The sequence below is a fragment of the Streptomyces sp. NPDC004658 genome (genome assembly GCF_040609555.1).
Classification (GTDB): domain Bacteria; phylum Actinomycetota; class Actinomycetes; order Streptomycetales; family Streptomycetaceae; genus Streptomyces.
This window is the reverse complement of sequence record NZ_JBEXKG010000074.1, coordinates 1-20,151: the sequence shown is the minus strand read 5'-3', so window position 1 is coordinate 20,151 and position 20,151 is coordinate 1. Positions and strand designations below refer to the sequence as shown.

At 70.4% G+C, this 20,151-nt stretch carries 18 protein-coding genes and 1 riboswitch; of the genes, 13 read left to right on the top strand and 5 right to left on the bottom strand.

Annotation, left to right across the window (positions count from 1 at the left end; genetic code table 11):
* Nucleotides 1-11: 11 nt before the first annotated feature.
* The gene (nadA, locus tag ABZV94_RS23845; protein WP_356343386.1) at nt 12-1,196 is read right to left on the bottom strand and encodes a quinolinate synthase NadA; all 1,185 of its coding nucleotides are present in this window, start codon (nt 1,194-1,196) and stop codon (nt 12-14) included.
* Between the two features lie 264 nt (nt 1,197-1,460).
* On the opposite strand from nadA, the gene ABZV94_RS23840 reads away from it, so the two are divergent.
* The gene (locus ABZV94_RS23840; protein ID WP_028422454.1) at nt 1,461-1,817 is read left to right on the top strand and encodes an iron-sulfur cluster assembly accessory protein; all 357 of its coding nucleotides are present in this window, start codon (nt 1,461-1,463) and stop codon (nt 1,815-1,817) included.
* A gap of 91 nt (nt 1,818-1,908) precedes the next feature.
* Here the strand turns inward: ABZV94_RS23840 and ABZV94_RS23835 are convergent, their stop codons facing one another.
* Together ABZV94_RS23835 and ABZV94_RS23830 are read right to left on the bottom strand one after the other, a co-directional pair.
* Nucleotides 1,909-3,438, bottom strand: a complete 1,530-nt coding sequence (locus ABZV94_RS23835; RefSeq protein WP_356343384.1) for a hypothetical protein — start codon at nt 3,436-3,438, stop codon at nt 1,909-1,911.
* Between the two features lie 100 nt (nt 3,439-3,538).
* Entirely contained in the window at nt 3,539-3,748 is a 210-nt protein-coding gene (locus ABZV94_RS23830) for a hypothetical protein (protein ID WP_356343382.1), read from the bottom strand.
* 173 nt (nt 3,749-3,921) lie between these two features.
* Between ABZV94_RS23830 and ABZV94_RS23825 the strand changes: the two genes are divergently transcribed.
* Complete coding sequence (locus ABZV94_RS23825; protein WP_356343380.1) at nt 3,922-4,896, top strand: carbohydrate kinase family protein; 975 nt, start codon at nt 3,922-3,924, stop codon at nt 4,894-4,896.
* A 132-nt stretch (nt 4,897-5,028) separates the two neighbouring features.
* Here ABZV94_RS23825 and ABZV94_RS23820 read toward each other — a convergent pair whose 3' ends face one another.
* Nucleotides 5,029-6,405, bottom strand: a complete 1,377-nt coding sequence (locus ABZV94_RS23820; protein WP_356343377.1) for an aminotransferase class V-fold PLP-dependent enzyme — start codon at nt 6,403-6,405, stop codon at nt 5,029-5,031.
* Between the two features lie 258 nt (nt 6,406-6,663).
* On the opposite strand from ABZV94_RS23820, the gene coxB reads away from it, so the two are divergent.
* The 4 genes from coxB to ABZV94_RS23800 all read left to right on the top strand — a co-directional run bounded on the left by coxB (nt 6,664) and on the right by ABZV94_RS23800 (nt 11,172).
* On the top strand, nt 6,664-7,623 hold the full coding sequence (gene coxB / locus ABZV94_RS23815) for a cytochrome c oxidase subunit II (protein WP_356343375.1): 960 nt from the start codon (nt 6,664-6,666) through the stop codon (nt 7,621-7,623).
* Nucleotides 7,620-9,353 (top strand): cytochrome c oxidase subunit I, encoded by a 1,734-nt coding sequence (ctaD, locus tag ABZV94_RS23810; RefSeq protein WP_132783829.1) that lies wholly within the window; start codon nt 7,620-7,622, stop codon nt 9,351-9,353. The genes coxB and ctaD overlap by 4 nt, the downstream gene beginning before the upstream one ends.
* Complete coding sequence (locus ABZV94_RS23805; protein ID WP_030641899.1) at nt 9,350-9,748, top strand: cytochrome c oxidase subunit 4; 399 nt, start codon at nt 9,350-9,352, stop codon at nt 9,746-9,748. Before ctaD ends, ABZV94_RS23805 begins: the two co-directional genes overlap by 4 nt.
* Before the next feature lie 161 nt (nt 9,749-9,909).
* Complete coding sequence (locus tag ABZV94_RS23800) at nt 9,910-11,172, top strand: Ig-like domain-containing protein (protein WP_356343372.1); 1,263 nt, start codon at nt 9,910-9,912, stop codon at nt 11,170-11,172.
* 74 nt (nt 11,173-11,246) lie between these two features.
* Here the strand turns inward: ABZV94_RS23800 and ABZV94_RS23795 are convergent, their stop codons facing one another.
* Nucleotides 11,247-11,648 carry a response regulator transcription factor gene (locus ABZV94_RS23795; protein WP_132783831.1) on the bottom strand — a complete coding sequence of 134 codons (402 nt, stop codon included), beginning with the start codon at nt 11,646-11,648 and terminating at the stop codon, nt 11,247-11,249.
* Nucleotides 11,649-11,814: 166 nt separating this feature from the next.
* On the opposite strand from ABZV94_RS23795, the gene ABZV94_RS23790 reads away from it, so the two are divergent.
* The 7 genes from ABZV94_RS23790 to ABZV94_RS23760 all read left to right on the top strand — a co-directional run bounded on the left by ABZV94_RS23790 (nt 11,815) and on the right by ABZV94_RS23760 (nt 20,097).
* The gene (locus tag ABZV94_RS23790; protein WP_014672235.1) at nt 11,815-12,435 is read left to right on the top strand and encodes a heme-copper oxidase subunit III; all 621 of its coding nucleotides are present in this window, start codon (nt 11,815-11,817) and stop codon (nt 12,433-12,435) included.
* Nucleotides 12,436-12,497: 62 nt separating this feature from the next.
* Complete coding sequence (locus ABZV94_RS23785) at nt 12,498-13,310, top strand: c-type cytochrome (RefSeq protein WP_356343369.1); 813 nt, start codon at nt 12,498-12,500, stop codon at nt 13,308-13,310.
* Nucleotides 13,307-14,365 carry a Rieske 2Fe-2S domain-containing protein gene (locus ABZV94_RS23780; protein ID WP_356343367.1) on the top strand — a complete coding sequence of 353 codons (1,059 nt, stop codon included), beginning with the start codon at nt 13,307-13,309 and terminating at the stop codon, nt 14,363-14,365. Before ABZV94_RS23785 ends, ABZV94_RS23780 begins: the two co-directional genes overlap by 4 nt.
* Nucleotides 14,362-15,999 (top strand): cytochrome bc complex cytochrome b subunit, encoded by a 1,638-nt coding sequence (locus ABZV94_RS23775; RefSeq protein ID WP_356343365.1) that lies wholly within the window; start codon nt 14,362-14,364, stop codon nt 15,997-15,999. The genes ABZV94_RS23780 and ABZV94_RS23775 overlap by 4 nt, the downstream gene beginning before the upstream one ends.
* Nucleotides 16,000-16,121: 122 nt before the next feature.
* On the top strand, nt 16,122-17,186 hold the full coding sequence (gene trpD / locus ABZV94_RS23770; protein WP_356343363.1) for an anthranilate phosphoribosyltransferase: 1,065 nt from the start codon (nt 16,122-16,124) through the stop codon (nt 17,184-17,186).
* A gap of 73 nt (nt 17,187-17,259) precedes the next feature.
* A riboswitch (SAM riboswitch) is annotated at nt 17,260-17,377 on the top strand.
* Nucleotides 17,378-17,518: 141 nt separating this feature from the next.
* Entirely contained in the window at nt 17,519-18,880 is a 1,362-nt protein-coding gene (locus tag ABZV94_RS23765; protein WP_356343361.1) for an aminotransferase class V-fold PLP-dependent enzyme, read from the top strand.
* A gap of 50 nt (nt 18,881-18,930) precedes the next feature.
* Nucleotides 18,931-20,097, top strand: a complete 1,167-nt coding sequence (locus tag ABZV94_RS23760) for a protein kinase (RefSeq protein WP_356343359.1) — start codon at nt 18,931-18,933, stop codon at nt 20,095-20,097.
* Nucleotides 20,098-20,151: the final 54 nt, after the last annotated feature.

Sequence of the window (20,151 nt, the reverse complement as noted above, 5' to 3'; positions counted from 1 at the left end):
TCCACGCTCGGCTAGGGAAGCGCCAGCATCCGCTCCAGGGCCAGCTTGGCGAACGCCTCCGTCTCCTTGTCGACCTCGATGCGGTTGACCAGGTTGCCGTCGGCCAGGGACTCCAGCGCCCAGACCAGGTGGGGCAGGTCGATGCGGTTCATCGTCGAGCAGAAGCAGACCGTCTTGTCGAGGAAGACGATCTCCTTGCCCTCGGGAGCGAAACGGTTCGCCAGGCGGCGCACCAGGTTCAGTTCCGTACCGATCGCCCACTTGGAGCCGGCCGGGGCCGCCTCCAGGGTCTTGATGATGTACTCGGTCGAGCCGACGTAGTCCGCCGCGGCCACGACCTCGTGCTTGCACTCGGGGTGGACCAGCACGTTCACGCCGGGGATGCGCGCGCGCACGTCGTCGACCGAGTCCAGGCTGAAGCGGCCGTGGACCGAGCAGTGGCCCCGCCACAGGATCATCTTCGCGGCCCGCAGCTCCTCGGCCGTGAGCCCGCCGTTCGGCTTGTGCGGGTTGTAGACCACGCAGTCGTCCAGGGACATCCCCATGTCCCGGACGGCGGTGTTGCGGCCGAGGTGCTGGTCCGGCAGGAAGAGGACCTTCTCCCCCTGCTCGAACGCCCAGTCCAGGGCGCGCCTGGCGTTGGAGGAGGTGCAGATGGTGCCGCCGTGCTTGCCGGTGAACGCCTTGATGTCGGCGGAGGAGTTCATGTACGACACCGGGACCACCTGCTCGGCGATGCCCGCCTCGGTCAGCACGTCCCAGCACTCCGCGACCTGCTCGGCCGTCGCCATGTCGGCCATGGAGCAGCCGGCGGCGAGGTCGGGCAGGACGACCTTCTGGTCGTCGGAGGTCAGGATGTCCGCCGACTCGGCCATGAAGTGCACACCGCAGAAGACGATGTACTCGGCCTCCGGGCGCGCGGCCGCGTCCCGGGCCAGCTTGAAGGAGTCGCCCGTGACGTCCGCGAACTGGATGACCTCGTCGCGCTGGTAGTGGTGGCCGAGGACGAAGACCTTGTCGCCGAGCCGGGCCTTGGCGGCGCGGGCGCGCTCGACCAGGTCGGGGTCGGAGGGCGACGGCAGGTCTCCGGGACACTCGACGCCCCGCTCGCTCCTCGGGTCGGCCTCGCGGCCGAGCAGCAGCAGGGCGAGCGGAGTCGGCTGCACGTCGAGCTCCGGGGTCTGGGCGGTGGTCACGACACGCACCCTTTCTACTTTTCGTCTAACTGACGCTATCTATCATAACTGGTTCACGTCACTTTGACGATGGCCATAGCGTCCATGTGACGTGAATCCCGCTCCGGTCCCTCCACAGGCCGCTGTCGGCGCCCGGGAGCATGTGCGAGCATGAAGTCGGAAGCAAAAACGCGACAACGCGACTGCCCGGCCCGGAATGAATCCGCGGAAGCGCCGGTTGCACTCGTCGGCAAGCAGTCTCCGTACAACCCGGGAGAGATGTAGATGTCCGTATCGGACGAGACCACCACCGTCACCGACGGCATCATCCTGACCGACGCCGCCGCGGCCAAGGTCAAGGCCCTGCTCGACCAGGAAGGCCGCGACGACCTGGCGCTGCGCGTCGCCGTCCAGCCCGGCGGCTGCTCCGGCCTGCGCTACCAGCTCTTCTTCGACGAGCGCTCGCTCGACGGCGACGTGGAGAAGGACTTCGGCGGGGTCAAGGTCGTCACGGACCGCATGAGCGCTCCGTACCTCGGCGGTGCCACCATCGACTTCGTGGACACGATCGAGAAGCAGGGCTTCACGATCGACAACCCGAACGCGACCGGCTCCTGCGCCTGCGGCGACTCGTTCAGCTGAGCCGGCGGCCGCGGCGCGAGCCGCACGGTCCGACGGCCGGGAGAGGCGGCGGTCCCCTGCGGGGGGCCGCCGCCTCTGTCTTCCCGCCCGGTCAGCGCGGCTGCGCCGACGCGTCCGGCCGCAGCGAGCCCGGCCTGGCCTTCGGCACCGCCCTGCCGTCCGTGCCGACCACCGTCCGCCCGTCCAGCGGCGCGTCCAGCGTCACGGTCTTCACGTACTCCTTGGCGATCAGGACGCACACCCGGCCCGGCCAGGGCCGCTCGGTGACCGTCACCGTCACCCGGCCGGCGCTCTCCCGCGCCGACGTCCGGTAGTCCGCGCACACCCCGCCGTAGAAGCTCAGGTTCAGCGTCCGCCCGTCGGCCGTGTAGGCGTTCACCCTGACGCTCCGGCTCTTCCCGGGCGCCGCGGACGGCCGGGAGGGCTCCGGCGCCGGAGACGCGGACGCCGAGGTCAGGTACGCCGGGTCGACCGCCGGATACGTCACCGTGAACGCGCCGCCCGCCGCGGAGCCCCGCACCCGGAACAGCCAGGACGGCACCAGCGTCTGCCGCCCCCCGACGGACTGCGCGGCCAGCCCGAACACCGCCTTCTCGACCGTCACCGTGTCCCGGGCCGTCTTCGGCGCCCCGGTGGACGCGCCGCACGGCTGCTCCAGCCGGTCCTTCAGCGGCTCCGGGCTCGCGCACCCCCCGATCCCCATGCGATGGCCGTCCTTCACCGCCCCGTTCATCAACTCCAGCGTCTTCGCCGCGCCCACCACGGGGTACGTGTCACCCTTCACCGGCGTCGCCAGCAGCCCGTGGCCGCCGACCAGTTCGCCGTTGCGGTCGACGGTCAGCCCGGTCGTCCAGCCGTACGTGGGCAGCCCGCCGACCACCGGGTCCGCGTCGACCACCCGCCGGGCCCCCATGACCCGGCCCGCGTCGAGCTTCGCGTCCTCCAGCCCCGCCGCCTCCAGCACCGGTGCCGCCGCCTTCTCGGCCACGGCCGCGCTCACCGGGTCGCCGGCCGGAGCACCCGGGTCCTGCGCACAGACGGTCACTTTCCGGCAGTTGTCGGTGCCGGGCGCGTACCGGTCGAAGCTCCAGCCGCCCGGAGCGTCCCGGTTCACCGTCAGCCTCGGTCCGGAGCCGTCCTGCCCGCCGACCCGCCAGATCCGGCCCTCGGCCACCGGCGCCCCGTCGACCCCCAGCGCCTTCGCCAGCCGGGCCACCCGGTCCCGGCCGACCTCGGCCCCCGGCGCGTACACCGGTGCCGAGCCGGGCCCGCGGGGCAGCTCGCCCCGCGCCACGTACCGGGTGCCGTACGGGTCCGGTTCGCCGGGCGCGACCCCGCCGGTGCCGGTGCCGGTCCAGCCGTCCAGGGTGAGCGGCGGGGGAGTGCCGGCCCCGCCGGGCGCGGCCTGCGCGCCGGTGCGGCCCTCCCCGCCGTCGCTCGCGGCGAGGTAGGCGCCACCGCCGCCGACCAGCAGCACGGCCGCGGTGGCGAGGGCGACGACGACGGCGGTGGGGCGCCGGCCGCCCGTCCGCCCCGGTTCGGCCGTCGTCGGCTGCGGGGTCGCGGGGGACTGGTCGCGCTCCTCGGGGGCGCCGGGGTTCTCGGGCCGCTCGGTGTTCACCGCATCGCTCCTCGCTGGGTCGTGTCCCGCGTCCCCTGCGCGGGGGACGGCGATGGGACGCGGGAGGGGAGCGCGCGGTTCCCGGGCTCGCGCCCCGCGCTCAGTCGCCGTAGTCCGACATCGCGTCCAGCAGCCGGGCGGACCGCGCCGGCACGCTCACCCCGTGGATGCGGGACGGCGGCACCGGCCGGGACTCGGGGTGCTCCGGGACCGCCCAGTGCGGGGCCATCCGGGCGCAGTCGCCGCGCAGCGCGGCGAGGTCGGCGTCGGGATCGGCCGGGGCGGAAGAGGTGACCTTGAGGTTCGTCATGCCCGCACCGTAGGCACGGCCCGGGCTGCGGCAAAAGAGCTACTATCGGGTAGTTTTGCCAGCTTCAGTGGCGGCTTCCGACCGGGTAGCGTGAACTGTCAACCCGCCCACCACCGCCCTTCCCACGAGCGCTCACGCGCGCACCTTCTTATTTCCGCAGGAGAATCCCCGTCGTGCGCATCGCAGTCACCGGCTCCATCGCCACCGACCATCTCATGACCTTCCCCGGCCGCTTCGCCGACCAGTTCGTCGCGGACCAGCTGCACACGGTTTCGCTCTCCTTCCTGGTCGACAACCTCGACGTGCGCCGCGGCGGCGTCGGGGCCAACATCGCCTTCGGCATGGGCCAGCTCGGCACCGGGCCCATCCTCGTCGGCGCCGCCGGCTTCGACTTCGACGAGTACCGCGCCTGGCTCGACCGGCACGGCGTCGACACCGACTCGGTCCGCATCTCCGAGACCCTGCACACCGCCCGCTTCGTGTGCACCACCGACTCCGACCACAACCAGATCGGCTCCTTCTACACCGGCGCGATGAGCGAGGCCCGGCTGATCGAGCTGAAGACGGTCGCCGACCGCGTGGGCGGCCTCGACCTGGTCCTCATCGGCGCCGACGACCCCGAGGCGATGCTGCGCCACACCGAGGAGTGCCGCTCCCGGAACATCCCGTTCGCCGCCGACTTCTCCCAGCAGATCGCCCGGATGGAGGGCGAGGAGATCCGGATACTGCTGGACGGCGCGACCTACCTGTTCTCCAACGAGTACGAGAAGGGGCTCATCGAGTCCAAGACCGGCTGGAGCGACGCGGAGATCCTGGCGAAGGTCGGCCACCGGGTCACCACGCTCGGCTCCCGCGGTGTGCGCATCGAGCGGACCGGCGAGGACCCGATCGAGGTCGGCTGCCCGGAGGAGGAGCGCAAGGCCGACCCCACGGGTGTCGGCGACGCCTTCCGCGCGGGCTTCCTGTCGGGGCTGGCCTGGGGCGTCTCCCTGGAGCGCGCCGCACAGGTGGGGTGCATGCTGGCCACGCTGGTCATCGAGACCGTGGGTACGCAGGAGTACCAGCTGCGGCGCGGGCACTTCATGGAGCGGTTCGTGAAGGCGTACGGCGACGAGGCCGGCCAGGAGGTGCGGGCCCACCTGAGCTGAGCCGCGACTGCTCGTCCGCCACGGTGGGTCCGTCGTCGACCGCGGGTCCGCCGTGGCTGGTCGCGCCCGCGCGGCGGAGCCGCATACGGACCCGGCCCCGCTCCCCTCAGGGGGCTCCGCCCCCGGACCCCCTCAGCTCACCCGGCGCACCACGTACGCCGTTCCCCTCTCCGCCGGCTCCTCCCCGACGTACTCCTGACCCCGCATCTCGCACCACGCCGGGATGTCCAGGCGGGCCGCCTCGTCGTCGGACAGGACCCGCACGGTCCCGCCCACCGGCACCCGGCCGAACACCTTCGCCAGCTCGATGACCGGGATCGGGCAGCGCTTGCCGAGGGAGTCGACGACCAGTTCCTCCGCCCGGACGGCCGTCGTCGGGGCCGGCGCCCCCAGCTTCTCCCGGACGCCCGCCACCGTCTCCGGCAGTACCGCGAGGAACCGCTCCACGTCCTCCTCCGCCGCGCCGGGCGGCAGGGACACCCGTACGTTCCCCTCGCTCAGCACCCCCATCGCCTTCAGCACATGGCTGGGAGTCAGCGTGCTGCTCGTGCAGGAGGAGCCGGAGGAGACCGAGAAGCCGGCCCGGTCCAGCTCGTGCAGCAGCGCCTCGCCGTCGACGTACAGGCAGGAGAACGTGACGATCCCGGGCAGCCGGCGCACGGCGTCGCCGACCACCTCCACGTCCGGCACCAGCTCCGGCACCCGCGCCCGGATCCGCTCCGTCAGCTCCCGCAGCCGTACCGCCTCGCGGGCCGCCTCGGCCCGCACCGCGCGCAGCGAGGCCACGGCCGCCACGATCGCCGGGATGTTCTCGAACCCGGGCGCCCGGCCCGACTCCCGCTCGTCCACCGCTCCTTGAGCGGCGAACCGCACGCCCTTGCGCACGGCGAGCAGCCCGACCCCCGACGGCCCGCCCCACTTGTGCGCGCTGGCCGCGAGCAGCGACCAGTCGCCCTCGACCGGCCCCCAGCCCAGTGACTGCGCCGCGTCCACCAGCAGGGGCACCCCGGCCGCCCGGCACACCTCGGCGACCTCGGCCACCGGCTGGACGGTCCCCACCTCGTGGTTGGCCGACTGGAGGCACGCCAGCGCGGTGTCCGCCCTGAGCGCGTCCGCGTACCCGGCCGGGTCGACGGCTCCCGCCCGGTCGACGGGCACCCGGGTGACGTCCCCGCCGTCCGCCTCGAACACCTCCGCCGAATGGAGTACGGAGGAGTGTTCGACGGACGACACGATCAGGTGGCGTCCGACCCGGCGCCGCCCGGCCAACGCCCCCGCGACCCCCGTGTGTACGGCCCGGGTGCCGGACGACGTGAACACCACCTCGTCCGCCCGGCAGCCGACGGCCTCGGCGGCCGCCTCCCGCGAGGCGTCCAGCAGCATGCGCGCCTTGCGCCCCTCCCGGTAGAGCCGGGCCGGATCGGCCCATCCCTCGTCCAGAGAGGCCAACAGGGCCTGGCGGGCCACGGGATGGAGAGGACTGGCGGAAGCAGCGTCAAAGTAGGCCATACGGCAACGCTAAACCGCCGGTCAGTGCAGCACCCCGAAGGGGCGCGAGGCACTGCGCGACCAGCCACGACACACCCGCAGCCGCCAATCCAGCGAACCACCCGAGCCAGTAGGCACCCCTCCCCGCGAACCCTCGGAGAGGGTGGGCTAGGGTTTGGTCCGCATAAACATCCAAACCCCTGCCCGACGCAGGGCGGCGACCGACCAGCGAGAAGGCCGCAGCCGACCGCGCGGGCGAGACTCTCGGGAAGGCGCTACGTGAGTCCCAACGGCTCCGACCGCTCGCCGCGGCGCCCGATGCGGCGGAAGCTGCTGCAGGCACTGACCGCGGGCCTGGTCCTGGCGACCGCAACCGGTTGCACATACAAGGACTTCCCCCGCCTTGGCATGCCCACCCCGACCACGGAAGAGGCTCCGCGGATCCTCTCCCTGTGGCAGGGCTCCTGGGCTGCCGCGCTCGCCGTCGGCGTGCTGGTGTGGGGCCTGATCCTGTGGAGTGCCCTCTTCCACCGGCGCAGCCGCACCAAGGTCGAGGTCCCTCCGCAGACCCGGTACAACATGCCGATCGAGGCCCTGTACACGGTGGTCCCGATCATCATCATCTCGGTGCTCTTCTACTTCACGGCCCGGGACGAGTCGAAGCTCCTGGACACCTCGAAGAAGCCCGACGTCACGGTCAACGTGGTCGGCTTCCAGTGGAGCTGGGGCTTCAACTACATCGAGAACGTGCCTGGTTCCTCGGGCGACGCCAGGACCGACAAGAACCTGGACGCCATTCCGGACCAGCTGCGGAACCAGTTCCCGGCCAACGCCGGCGGCGTCTACGACGTCGGCACGCCCGGCACGCGGAACCCGCAGACGAACAACCCCGGCCCGACGCTCTGGCTGCCCAAGGGCAAGACGGTCCGCTTCGTCCTGACCTCGCGTGATGTCATCCACTCCTTCTGGGTGGTGCCGTTCCTGATGAAGCAGGACGTCATCCCCGGTCACACCAATGCCTTCCAGGTGACCCCCAACAAGGAGGGCACCTTCCTCGGCAAGTGCGCCGAGCTCTGCGGCGTCGACCACTCCCGGATGCTGTTCAACGTGAAGGTCGTCTCCCCGGAGCGCTACGCGCAGCACCTCAAGGAGCTCGCGCAGAAGGGGCAGACCGGTTACATTCCGGCCGGCATCGCGCAGACGAGCCACGAGAAGAACCAGAGGACGAACAACCTGTGAGCATCCTCAACGAACCCCAGGGTGCCGCGGCAGCTGAAGGCTCGCACGCCGACGAGCTGCCGGTCCGGCGCAAGCAGCCCGGCAATGTCGTGGTGAAGTGGCTGACGACCACGGACCACAAGACGATCGGCACGCTCTATCTGGCGACGTCGTTCGCGTTCTTCCTGATCGGTGGCGTGATGGCGCTGCTCATGCGCGCCGAGCTGGCCCGGCCGGGCCTGCAGATCATGTCGAACGAGCAGTTCAACCAGGCGTTCACGATGCACGGCACCGTGATGCTGCTGATGTTCGCCACCCCGCTGTTCGCCGGCTTCGCGAACTGGATCATGCCGCTCCAGATCGGCGCGCCCGACGTGGCGTTCCCGCGGCTGAACATGTTCGCCTACTGGCTGTACCTGTTCGGCTCGCTCATCGCGGTGGGCGGCTTCCTCACCCCGCAGGGCGCGGCCGACTTCGGCTGGTTCGCCTACTCCCCGCTGTCGGACGCGGTCCGCTCGCCGGGCATCGGCGCCGACATGTGGATCATGGGTCTGGCCTTCTCCGGCTTCGGCACCATCCTCGGCTCGGTCAACTTCATCACCACGATCATCTGCATGCGCGCGCCGGGCATGACCATGTTCCGCATGCCGATCTTCGTGTGGAACGTGCTGCTGACCGGTGTGCTGGTCCTGCTGGCCTTCCCGGTCCTCGCGGCCGCGCTGTTCGCCCTGGAGGCGGACCGCAAGTTCGGCGCCCACGTCTTCGACGCCGCCAACGGCGGAGCCTTGCTCTGGCAACACCTCTTCTGGTTCTTCGGCCATCCAGAGGTGTACATCATCGCGCTGCCGTTCTTCGGCATCATCAGCGAAGTCATCCCGGTGTTCTCCCGCAAGCCGATGTTCGGCTACATGGGCCTGATCGCCGCGACCATCGCGATCGCCGGTCTGTCCGTGACCGTGTGGGCGCACCACATGTACGTCACCGGCGGTGTGCTGCTGCCGTTCTTCTCGTTCATGACGTTCCTGATCGCGGTGCCGACCGGTGTGAAGTTCTTCAACTGGATCGGCACGATGTGGAAGGGCTCGCTGTCCTTCGAGACGCCGATGCTCTGGGCGACCGGCTTCCTGATCACCTTCACGTTCGGTGGTCTGACCGGTGTCATCCTGGCCTCGCCGCCGATGGACTTCCACGTCTCCGACTCGTACTTCGTGGTGGCCCACTTCCACTACGTCGTCTTCGGCACGGTCGTCTTCGCCATGTTCTCCGGCTTCCACTTCTGGTGGCCGAAGTGGACCGGCAAGATGCTCGACGAGCGTCTCGGCAAGATCACCTTCTGGACGCTGTTCATCGGCTTCCACGGCACCTTCCTGGTCCAGCACTGGCTGGGCGCCGAGGGCATGCCGCGCCGGTACGCCGACTACCTGGCGGCCGACGGCTTCACCGCGCTGAACACGGTGTCGACCATCAGCTCCTTCCTGCTCGGCCTGTCGATCCTGCCGTTCCTCTACAACGTCTGGAAGACGGCCAAGTACGGCAAGCCGGTCGGCGTGGACGACCCGTGGGGCTACGGCCGCTCGCTGGAGTGGGCGACGTCCTGCCCGCCGCCCCGGCACAACTTCCTCACCCTGCCGCGGATCCGCAGCGAATCCCCGGCGTTCGACCTGCACCACCCTGAGATCGCCGCGCTCGAACAGCTCGAGCACGCCGGTCACGGCACCGCCGTCGCGGGCAGCAAGGAGGCCGGCAAGTGAAGATCCAGGGTCGGATGTTCATCTGGCTGAGCGTCTTCATCCTGATCATGGCCATCGTGTATGGCGTGTGGTCGAAGGAGCCGGCCGGTACCACCGCACTGTTCCTGGCCTTCGGCCTGAGCGTCATGATCGGCTTCTACCTGGGCTTCACCGCCCGGCGGGTCGACGCGGGCGCCCAGGACGACAAGGAGGCCGACGTCGCGGACGACGCGGGCGAGCTGGGCTTCTTCAGCCCGCACAGCTGGCAGCCGCTCATGCTGGGCTTCGGCGGCGCCGTCGCCTTCCTCAGCATCGCGGTCGGCTGGTGGCTGATCTACTTCGCCGCCCCGTTCATCGTGGTCGGCATCTTCGGCTGGGTGTTCGAGTACTACCACGGTGAGAACCGCACCCAGTAGACGCGCGACGACGCACCGGGAGCCCGGACCCTCCATCAGGAGGGCCCGGGCTCCCGGCTTTTTCCCCGCCGTCGCGGCGTGTCCTTCCTTTGCCGCAGTGTCGTTCGCTCGTACGAGTTACCTGCCATGCCGGTAAGCTCTCCATCTCATAGCGTGATCATATGAACCACACTCCGCGGACCCGCACCGTCGTCAGCTGCACGCTGCTGGTGGCCGCCCTCGGCGCGGGCGTCACCGCTTGCGGTTCGGACGGCAACCCCCTGTCGGCCAGGCCGTACGACGCAGCGGGCCTGATCTCCTTCAACGGCCCCACCGAAGCGGGGAAGCGGGCCGACCCGGACAAGCCACTGGAGGTGACGGCCAACAGTGACGACGGACGTATCACGGACGTCACCGCCCAGGACTCCACAGGACGCCATGTGGCGGGCGAACTGGCCGCCGACGGCAGCCGGTGGCACAGCACCTCCCCACTGGCCGCCAACGCCCACTACACGGTCACGGTCAGCACCGAGGACGAGGACGGCGCGCCCGGCCGCAAGGTCCTCACGTTCGACACCAGCGGGCCCACCAGCAAGCAGCGCCTGAACGTCACGTTCGGGCCGGAGAAGGGCACCTACGGCGTAGGACAGCCGATCACGGCCCAGCTCGACCACGAGATCAAGGACAAGGCGCAGCGCGCCGTCGTGGAACAAGCCCTGCGGGTGGACTCCACGCCGGCCGTGCAGGGCGCCTGGCACTGGGTCGACAACAAGGAACTCCACTACCGGCCCAAGGACTACTGGCCCGCCCACGCCACCATCCAGGTGCACAGCAACCTGGAGGGCGTCAGGATCGGCGACCGGCTGTGGGGCGGCGCCGCCAAGCCGCTGAAGATCACCACCGGTGACCGGATCGAGGCCGTCACGGACGCCGCCACGCACCAGATGACGGTCTACAAGAACGGCCAGGAGATCAACCAGATCCCCGTCACGACGGGCAAGCCCGGCTTCGAGACCCGCAACGGCGTCAAGGTCGTCCTGGCCAAGCAGTACTTCGTACGCATGCGCGGCACCACGGTCGGCATCGCCGAGGGCAGCGCCGACTCCTACGACCTGCCGGTCTACTACGCCACGCGGGTCACCTGGTCCGGCGAGTACGTCCACGCCGCCCCCTGGTCGGTGGGCTCCCAGGGGTACGCCAACGTCAGCCACGGCTGCACCGGGATGAGCACGTCCAACGCCGAGTGGTTCTTCGACACCGTACGCGAGGGCGACATCGTCAAGGTCGTCAACTCCAACGGCGACGACATGGAGCCCTTCGGCAACGGCTTCGGCGACTGGAACGTCGACTGGCAGAAGTGGCGCCAGGGCAGCGCCCTCTTCAACGGCAAGCCGGACGGCCCGGCCCCGGGGGACGCGCTACGCGTCCAGCCCGCGGCGGCGTGATGAAGGGGCGCGGGGAACCGCGCGAGGAGGGCCCGCCGGCCCGCACTCGCCCGCGCACCCCGCGCCCCTCACTCCTAGGCGCCCACCAGCCGCCGCTGACGCAGCAGAGACGCCAGGGCGGAGGCGAACTCCACCGGATCCACCGGCAGGGTGACCGCCGCGTCGGCCCGGCTCCACGTGGCCAGCCACGCGTCCTGGGGCCGCCCCATGAGCAGCAGCACCGGCGGGCAGTTGAAGACCTCGTCCTTGATCTGCCGGCACACCCCCATGCCGCCCATCGGCACGGCCTCGCCGTCGAGCACGCAGACGTCGATGCCGCCCTTGTCCAGCTCCCGCAGCACCGCCTGCGGGGTCGCGCACTCCACGAACTCGACCAGGGGGACGTCGGGTGCCGGCCGACGTCCGGCGGCCAGCCGTACTTGCTCGCGGGTGGTGGAGTCGTCGCTGTAGACCAGCACCGTGGCGGTCGGCTGCATTGTTCCTCCGAGACGTCGGCGTCGTACGGACAGGACGGGCGGGCCCGTTCCGGCGGATGCTACTCCCGCCATCGTCCCCATGAACACCACGTCAACACCGGTCTGCGAGGTGGCAACACTCCGAACGGCACCCCCCGGAGTGAGCGCGAGATAAGCGACCGACATAATGTCGGTCGTGGCGACAGCAACGACAGTAGAAACCGGGCACGCGCACCCGTCGGTCAACCGGCCGAACCTCACCAGCGTCGGAACCATCATCTGGCTGAGTTCCGAGCTGATGTTCTTCGCGGCCCTCTTCGCGATGTACTTCACCCTCCGGTCGGTGACCGGACCGGCTCACTGGAAGGAGATGGCGGAGGCACTCAACGTGCCCTTCTCCGCCACGAACACCACGATCCTGGTGCTCTCCTCCCTCACCTGCCAGCTCGGCGTGTTCGCGGCCGAGCGCGGCGATGTGAAGAAGCTCCGTGGCTGGTTCATCCTCACCTTCATCATGGGTGCGATCTTCATCGGCGGTCAGATCTACGAGTACACGGAGCTGGTGAAGAAGGACGGCATCTCGCTGTCCTCCGACCCGTACGGCTCGGTGTTCTACCTGACCACCGGCTTCCACGGCCTGCACGTGACGGGCGGCCTCATCGCCTTCCTGCTGGTCCTCGGCCGCACCTACATGGCCAAGAGGTTCACCCACGAGCAGGCGACCGCCGCCATCGTCGTGTCCTACTACTGGCACTTCGTCGATGTCGTCTGGATCGGCCTCTTCGCCACGATCTACCTGATCAAGTAGCCGGGACCGCTCCCGCACATCCAGAAGCACCGACGCAGAAGATCCTGACACCGGGGTAATCCGTGAAAAAGCTCTCCGCACGACGACGCCATCCGCTGGCGGCGGTCGTCGTCCTACTCCTCGCGCTGGCGGCCACTGGGGGGCTGTACGCCGCGTTCGCGCCCGCGGGCAAGGCGCAGGCCGATGAAACCTCCCAGTCCCTGACCATCAAGGAGGGCAAGAAGCTCTACGAGGTCGGCTGCGCCAGCTGCCACGGCACCGGTGGCCAGGGCTCCTCCGACGGCCCGAGCCTCGTCGGCGTGGGCGCCGCGGCCGTCGACTTCCAGGTCGGCACCGGCCGTATGCCCGCCGCCACCTCGCAGGGCGCCCAGATCCCGCGCAAGAAGAACATCTACACGCAGGCCCAGATCGACCAGCTCGCCGCGTACGTCGCCTCGCTGGGCGCCGGCCCGACCGTGCCCACGAAGGAGCAGTACGGCCCCGAGGGCGCGGACATCGCCAAGGGCGGTGAGCTGTTCCGCACCAACTGCGCGCAGTGCCACAACTTCACCGGCAAGGGCGGCGCCCTGACCAAGGGCAAGTTCGCGCCGAGCCTGGAGGGTGTCGCTCCGAAGCACATCTACGAGGCCATGCAGACGGGCCCGCAGAACATGCCGTCCTTCCCCGACACCACGCTGTCGGAGAAGAACAAGAAGGACATCATCGCGTACCTGAACGCGGTCGACGGCGACAAGACCGAGAACCCGGGTGGTCTGGAGCTGGGCGGCCTCGGGCCGGTCAGTGAGGGTCTGTTCGGCTGGATCTTCGGCCTGGGCACGCTCATCGTGGTCGCCGTCTGGGTCGCCGCTCGGACCGCAAAGGCCAAGAAGTCATGAGTAGCCAAGACATTCCAGAAGAGAACCTGCCCGCTGAGCAGGACCACGCGCACGGCGCGGTAGGGATCGCGGACGAGGAGAACCCGTTCGCGGACCCGGGGCTTCCCCCGCACGAGCACCGGATCCAGGACATCGACGAGCGGGCCGCCAAGCGGTCCGAGCGCAACGTCGCCCTGCTGTTCACGGTGTCGATGCTGGCCACCATCGGCTTCATCGTCGCTTACCTGGCCATCCCGCACGACAAGCAGATCTTCGTCTTCCCGATCGGGCACATCAACGCGCTGAACTTCGCGCTGGGCCTGACCCTCGGTGTGGCGCTGTTCTGCATCGGCGCGGGCGCGGTCCACTGGGCCCGCACCCTGATGTCCGACGTGGAGGTCGCCGACGACCGTCACCCGATCGAGGCCTCCCCCGAGGTCCGGGAGAAGGTCCACGCGGACTTCCGCCAGGGTGCCAAGGAGTCGGCGCTCGGCCGCCGCAAGCTGATCCGCAACACGATGTTCGGCGCGCTGGCCCTGGTGCCGCTCTCCGGCGTCATGCTGCTCGGCGGTCTCGGCCCGGCGCCGGGGACCAAGCTGCGCCACACCATGTGGGCCAAGGGCAAGCGCCTGGTCAACATGAACACGAACCAGCCGCTGCGTCCTGAGGACGTCGCCGTCGGCTCGCTCACCTTCGCCAAGCCGGACGGCCTGGAGGAGCACTCCGAGGAGTTCCAGACGGAGATCGCCAAGGCCGCCCTGATGATCGTCCGGCTCCAGCCGGGCAACATCAAGGACAAGCGCGAGCTGGAGTGGTCGCACGAGGGCATCGTCGCGTACTCGAAGATCTGCACCCACGTCGGCTGCCCGATCTCCCTGTACGAGCAGCAGACGCACCACGTGCTGTGCCCGTGCCACCAGTCCACCTTCGACCTCTCCGACGGTGCCCGAGTGATCTTCGGTCCCGCCGGCCACGCCCTGCCGCAGCTGCGCATCGGCGTGGACAGTGAGGGTTACCTCCAGGCGCTCGGCGACTTCGAGGAGCCCGTCGGTCCTGCATTCTGGGAGCGCGGATGAGTACTTCAGCGAACGAGACCTCCCGCTCGCGCGGGCAGGCACCGGCCGGCGAGCGTCTCGCCGACTGGGCCGACGGCCGGCTCGGGATCTACTCCCTGGCCAAGGCCAACATGCGCAAGATCTTCCCCGACCACTGGTCGTTCATGTTGGGTGAGGTCTGCCTCTACAGCTTCATCATCATCATCCTGACGGGTGTCTACCTGACGCTGTTCTTCCACCCGTCGATGAACGAGGTGGAGTACCACGGCTCCTACGTCCCGCTCCAGGGACAGCTGATGTCCGAGGCGTTCAGCTCGACCCTGCACATCTCCTTCGATGTGCGCGGTGGTCTGCTCGTCCGGCAGATCCACCACTGGGGCGCCGTCGTCTTCATCGCCGGCATGTTCGTGCACATGATGCGCGTGTTCTTCACCGGCGCGTTCCGCAAGCCGCGTGAGATCAACTGGCTGTTCGGCTTCCTGCTGCTCGTCCTGGGCATGTTCACCGGCTTCACCGGTTACTCGCTCCCGGACGACCTGCTCTCCGGCACCGGTGTCCGCTTCATGGAGGGCGCGATCCTGTCCGTGCCGATCGTCGGCACGTACATCTCGTTCTTCCTCTTCGGCGGGGAGTTCCCGGGCGGCGACTTCGTGGCCCGCTTCTACTCGATCCACATCCTGCTGCTGCCGGGCATCATGCTCGGCCTGGTGGTGGGCCACCTGATCCTGGTCTTCTACCACAAGCACACGCAGTTCGCGGGCCCCGGCAAGACGAACAAGAACGTCGTCGGCATGCCGCTGCTGCCGGTGTACATGGCGAAGGCCGGCGGCTTCTTCTTCCTGGTCTTCGGCGTGCTCGCGGCCCTCGCCGCCATCGCGCAGATCAACCCGATCTGGGCCATCGGCCCCTACCGGCCGGACCAGGTGTCCACCGGCGCCCAGCCGGACTGGTACATGGGCATGGCCGAGGGCCTGATCCGCGCCATGCCGGGCTGGGAGATCAACTTCTGGGGCCACACGCTCGTCCTCGGCGTGTTCATCCCGCTGGTGCTGTTCGGCGTGATCCTGGGCGCGATCGCGGTGTACCCGTTCATCGAGGCCTGGGTCACCGGCGACAAGCGCGAGCACCACATCCTGGACCGCCCGCGCAACGCGCCGACCCGTACGGCGTTCGGTGTCGCCTGGCTGACCGTGTACTTCGTGATGCTGATCGGTGGCGGCAACGACATCTTCGCCACGCATTTCCACCTGTCGATCAACGCGGTCACCTGGTTCGTGCGGATCGCCTACTTCGTGGCTCCGGTCATCGCGTTCATCGCCACCAAGCGGATCTGCCTGGGCCTCCAGCGCCGCGACCGCGACAAGGTGCTGCACGGCCGCGAGACCGGCATCATCAAGCGGCTGCCGCACGGTGAGTTCATCGAGGTGCACGAGCCGCTCAGCCAGGAGCAGCTGCACACGCTCACCGCGCACGAGCAGTACCAGCCGGCCGAGATCGGTCCGACGGTCGACGAGAACGGGGTCGAGCGCAAGATCCCTGCCTCGCAGAAGCTGCGGGCGAAGCTGTCCACCGCCTACTTCGGCGAGGACAACCAGATCCCGAAGCCGACCGTCGAGGAGTACAAGGAGATCACGAGCGGCCACGGCCACCACTGATCCCCGCGTCGCCACGCCACACCGAGGGGCCCCGTCCGGGTTGCGGACGGGGCCCCTCGCCCTTCCGTCCGGCTGGATAGGGTGGTGTACGACGTAGCAGGAACCTGTTCAAGGAGCGGCTGATGAGCGCTGTGACCCCCGCTGGAGGCGACACCGCGGCGGGCCGCTCCTGGCCCGCCCTGCTGAACGGTCTGCTGGAGGGCCGGGACCTGTCCGCCGACGACACCGCGTGGGCGATGGACCTGATCATGCGCGGGGAGGCGACCGACGCGCAGATCGCCGGGTTCATGGTGGCCCTGCGCGCCAAGGGCGAGACGGTCCAGGAGATCACCGGACTGGTCCGGACGATGTACGCGCACGCCAACGTCATCGAGGTGCCCGGGCCGGCCGTCGACATCGTCGGCACCGGCGGCGACGGCGCCAAGACGGTGAACATCTCCACCATGTCCTCGATCGTCGTCGCGGGCGCGGGCGCGAAGGTCGTCAAGCACGGCAACCGCGCCGCGTCCTCCGCCTCCGGCTCCTCCGACGTCCTGGAGAAGCTGGGGATCAACCTCAACCTGACCCCGCAGCGGGTGGCTGAGGTGGCCGAAGAGGCCGGCATCACCATCTGCTTCGCGGTGCGGTTCCACCCGTCGCTGCGCCATGTCGCCGCGGCCCGCGGCCAGTTGGGCATCCGCACCACCTTCAACGTGCTGGGCCCGCTGACCAACCCCGCGCAGGTGCGGTCGCAGGCCGTCGGTGTCGCGGATCCCCGCATGGCGCCGATCGTCGCCGGTGTCCTCGCCGAGCGCGGCAACTCCGCGCTGGTCTTCCGGGGCGACGACGGCCTGGACGAGCTGACCGTCACCGCCCCCTCCCGGGTCTGGGTGGTCCGGGACGGCAAGGTCACGGAAGAGGTCTTCGACCCCCGGGACGTCGGCATCGACCTCGTCCCCGTGGACGCCCTGCGCGGTGCCGACGCCTCCTACAACGCCGAGGTCGCCCGGCGGCTGCTGGACGGCGAGAAGGGGGCCGTACGGGACGCCGTCCTGCTGAACTCGGCGGCGGCGCTGGTGGCCCTGGAGCCGGCGGACGCGCCGCTCACCGAGCAGATCCGCGCGGGCATGGCGCGAGCCGCGGAGTCGATCGACTCGGGCGCGGCCAAGCGCACCCTGGACCGCTGGGTGGCCGTCAGCAACGCCTGACACCCTCGGGAGTCGTCCCGCGATCCGGACACGGGTTGCGGGACGACGATCACTCACGTACGTTCCTGTACCAGGTCATGAGTGACAGTCATGAGGCCCCGGCCGACTGTCCGGCAACCCTCCGTCCGTGGCGGGGTGCCCCGGGTGAAGACCAGGTCGTACGGCAGCAAGGCCTACGGCAAGCGCGGACCCCTCGCCAACCAGGGGTCCTGGTCGTTCGAGGGAGTCTTCCGTGAGCAAGCGAATGCGTTAGGGCCGCAGAGCCCCGCCTCCGCACACCCCTTCGCAGTCCCTTTCTGCCTTTCTCGCATTCCTGTCACGGGAGTTCCGCCATGTCTGTCTCCACCGCTGCCGCCGACCAGACCGTTTGCACCCCTCTGCCCGTTCTCGGGCGAGATGTCACCGTCCCGCTGGTCACCGGCGGCGAAGTCACCTACGCCGCCCTGGACTACGCGGCCAGCGCCCCCGCCCTCCAGCGCGTCTGGGACGACGTCGCCGCGTACGCGCCGTACTACGGCAGTGTGCACCGCGGCGCCGGCTACCTCTCCCAGCTCTCCACCGACCTGTTCGAGAACGCCCGCCGGACCGTCGCCGACTTCCTCGGCTGCCGCCCCGCCGACCAGGTGATCTTCACCCGTTCCACCACCGACTCCCTGAACCTGCTGGCCCGGGCGGTCCCGGCCGACTGCCAGGTCTTCGTCTTCGAGACGGAGCACCACGCCTCCCTGCTGCCCTGGCAGGACGCGCGGGTCACCTACCTCAACGCCCCGCGCACCCCGCGGCAGGCCGTGGAGACCCTGGAGCGGGCCCTCGCCGACCGCGACCCGCACGGCCCGGCCCTGGTCTGCGTCACCGGCGCCTCCAACGTCACCGGCGAGCTGTGGCCGGTGCGCGAACTGGCCGCCGCCGCGCACGCCCACGGCGCCCGCATCGTCCTGGACGCCGCCCAGCTGGCCCCGCACCACCCGGTGGACCTGCGCGACCTGGACGTCGACTGGGTCGCCTTCTCCGGCCACAAGCTGTACGCCCCCTTCGGCTCCGGTGTCCTGGCCGGCCGCGCCGACTGGCTCCAGGCGGCCGACCCGTACCTCGCGGGCGGCGGCGCCAGCCGCAAGGTCACCCGGCGCGAGGACGGCGGCGTGGCCGTCGAGTGGCACGAGACCGCCGCCCGGCACGAGGCCGGCTCCCCGAACGTCATCGGCGCCTACGCCATCGCCTCCGCCTGCAAGGCCCTCACCGAGGCCGGCTGGGACACCCTCGTCGCCCGCGAGCGGCACCTGATCGCCAAGGTCCGCGAGGGCCTGGCCGCCGTTCCCGAGGTGAAGGTGCTGTCCCTCTTCGGCGACGACGCCCCGCGCGTCGGCGTGATCTCCTTCGTCGTCGAGGGCTGGAACAGCTCCCACTTCGCCGCCGCGCTCTCCGCCGAGTACGGCATCGGTGTCCGCGACGGCCTGTTCTGCGCCCACCCGCTGGTCCGCACCCTGCTCGGCAGCGACCCGCAGAGCCAGGGCGAGTGCGGTGCCCCCGAGGCCGCCCCCGGCGAGAAGTCCCTCAACGCCATCCGCGTGAGCTTCGGCGCGGGCACGCCGGACGAGCACGTGGAGCGCTTCGTGAACGCCGTCAGGGAGCTGGTGGCGGAAGGCGCGAAGTGGCAGTACCGCACGGAGGACGGCCGCTGCGTGCCGGCGGTCTGACGGCGCTATAACCTCCCCTTGACACCACGTCGGACAGGGGGAGCCCGTCAGTGCAGCCGCTGCGCGCCACAGACCCTCGCCACATCGGCCCGTACACCACCACGCACAGACTGGGCGCGGGCGGCATGGGCGAGGTCTACCTCGCCGAGTCCCGCACCGGACTGCGGCTCGCGGTGAAGGTCGTACGGGCCGAGCACGCCGAGGACCGCACCTTCCGCGCCCGCTTCCGCCACGAGGTCCGCGCCGCCCAGACCGTCGGCGGCGCGGACACGTACACCGCACGGGTCGTGGACGCCGACACCGAGGCCGAACGGCCCTGGATGGCCACGGAGTTCGTCTCCGGACCGAACCTGCGGGACGCCGTCCTGGACCACGGTGCGCTGCCGCGGGCCGCGGTCGGCATCCTCGCCGGCGCGCTCGGCGAGGCGCTGGCGGCCATCCACGCCAAGGGGCTGGTCCACCGCGACCTGAAGCCGTCGAACATCCTGCTGGGCCCGGACGGGCCCCGGGTCATCGACTTCGGGATCGTCCGGGCGCTGGAGGCCACCTCGCTGACCCGCACCGGCGCGGTCGTCGGCTCGGTCGGCTACGTCTCGCCGGAGCAGATCCGCAACGGCGGCCAGGTCGGCCCGCCCAGCGACGTCTTCTCCCTCGGCGCGGTCCTCGCGTACGCGGCGGCGGGCCGGGAGCCGTTCGGCGAGGGCCAGGACTCGGTGGTCCTGCTGCGCATCCTGACCCGCGACTTCGACCTGTCCGGGGTGCCGGAGGACATCCGCCCGCTGGTGACGGCCTGCCTGCGCGAGGAGCCGCTGGAGCGCCCGGAGCCCGCGGAGGTCGTGGCGAGCGCCGGGTTCACCCCGGACACCCTGCGCGCGGCTGTCCGCCCCGGCTGGTACGGCCCCGCGGCCCGGCCCCGCCCGACCCCGGACGACCACCCCAGCGGGGTGGAGTACCTGGCCCCCGACCCCACCCTCCCGGCCGACTCGACCGGGACGGCCACCGTTGCGACCCCTACGAACGGCCCGGCGGGCTCGTCGGCCATGGCGGCCCCGGGGGACTCGGGTACCCCTGCCGCTCCCGGGTCCTCGGCCGGCCCTGCCACCCCGAGCGGCTCGGCCACCGTCGCCACGACCGCGAACGGCCCGGCGGGCTCGTCGGCCATGGCGGCCCCGCCGGACTCGGTCTCCGGCACGGTGATCGTGGCCAGCGGGATGTAGATCTGGGTTCCGGCCGGAACCGGTGCGACCGGCGAGGACGCGGCGGTCCCCGGA

Bases quoted from the DNA above. Each gene is read 5' to 3' on its own strand.
- ABZV94_RS23840 (WP_028422454.1), top strand. From the start codon at position 1,461: ATGTCCGTATCGGACGAGACCACCACCGTCACCGACGGCATCATCCTG.
- ABZV94_RS23830 (WP_356343382.1), bottom strand. From the start codon at position 3,748: ATGACGAACCTCAAGGTCACCTCTTCCGCCCCGGCCGATCCCGACGCC.
- ABZV94_RS23820 (WP_356343377.1), bottom strand. From the start codon at position 6,405: ATGGCCTACTTTGACGCTGCTTCCGCCAGTCCTCTCCATCCCGTGGCC.
- ABZV94_RS23800 (WP_356343372.1), top strand. From the start codon at position 9,910: ATGAACCACACTCCGCGGACCCGCACCGTCGTCAGCTGCACGCTGCTG.
- ABZV94_RS23795 (WP_132783831.1), bottom strand. From the start codon at position 11,648: ATGCAGCCGACCGCCACGGTGCTGGTCTACAGCGACGACTCCACCACC.
- ABZV94_RS23790 (WP_014672235.1), top strand. From the start codon at position 11,815: ATGTCGGTCGTGGCGACAGCAACGACAGTAGAAACCGGGCACGCGCAC.
- ABZV94_RS23780 (WP_356343367.1), top strand. From the start codon at position 13,307: ATGAGTAGCCAAGACATTCCAGAAGAGAACCTGCCCGCTGAGCAGGAC.
- ABZV94_RS23775 (WP_356343365.1), top strand. From the start codon at position 14,362: ATGAGTACTTCAGCGAACGAGACCTCCCGCTCGCGCGGGCAGGCACCG.
- trpD (WP_356343363.1), top strand. From the start codon at position 16,122: ATGAGCGCTGTGACCCCCGCTGGAGGCGACACCGCGGCGGGCCGCTCC.
- ABZV94_RS23765 (WP_356343361.1), top strand. From the start codon at position 17,519: ATGTCTGTCTCCACCGCTGCCGCCGACCAGACCGTTTGCACCCCTCTG.